Below are 586 nucleotides of genomic sequence, written 5' to 3'. Positions count from 1 at the left end.
CTGCGCCAGAGCACCAGGTAGCTGACCGGGACCAGCAGCAGCGCCAGCATGGTCAGCGGGGAGATCCCGGTGACCAGCCCGCGCAGCACGCCCGCGACGTCGGAGAGGCCGACGCGCTGCATGTTCTCCAGGTCCGCGAGCCAGTCCGAGAGCGGCTGCATGGAGTAGGTGTCGAACTTGGACACCGGCGGTGACTCGCGCGGGTTGTTCGACACCGGCTGGAACAGCAGCGTCGACAGGTACTTCGTCAGACCGGCGCCGAGCAGGTTGATCGCCACACCGGAGACGATGTGGTTGACGCCGAAGGTGACCGTGGCGACCGCGTGCACCAGGCCGCCGATCGCGCCGAACACCGCGGCGGCCAGCACGGCCACCCACGGGCCCCACTGGTAGCCGGCCCAGGCCGCGCCCCAGGTGCCCATGATCATCATGCCTTCGAGGCCGATGTTGATCACACCGGCGCGTTCCGCCCACAGGCCGCCGAGCGCGGCGAGCAGGATCGGGATGGCCAGCACGAGCGCGGTCTGGATGGTGCCGGTGGCGGTCAGCTGCGCCACGCCGGTCATGTACGAGGCCACCGACAGCG

1 protein-coding gene is annotated in these 586 nt (G+C 70.1%); it reads right to left on the bottom strand.

The features are described 5' to 3' along the window. Positions 1-586 (bottom strand): ABC transporter permease (locus tag CCN37_RS36165; RefSeq protein ID WP_371505600.1); only part of this gene is annotated, 586 nt, incomplete at both ends.

The sequence above is a fragment of the Allokutzneria sp. NRRL B-24872 genome, from assembly GCF_002155965.1.
GTDB lineage: Bacteria > Actinomycetota > Actinomycetes > Mycobacteriales > Pseudonocardiaceae > Allokutzneria.
This window is presented reverse-complemented; position numbering and strand designations above follow the sequence as displayed.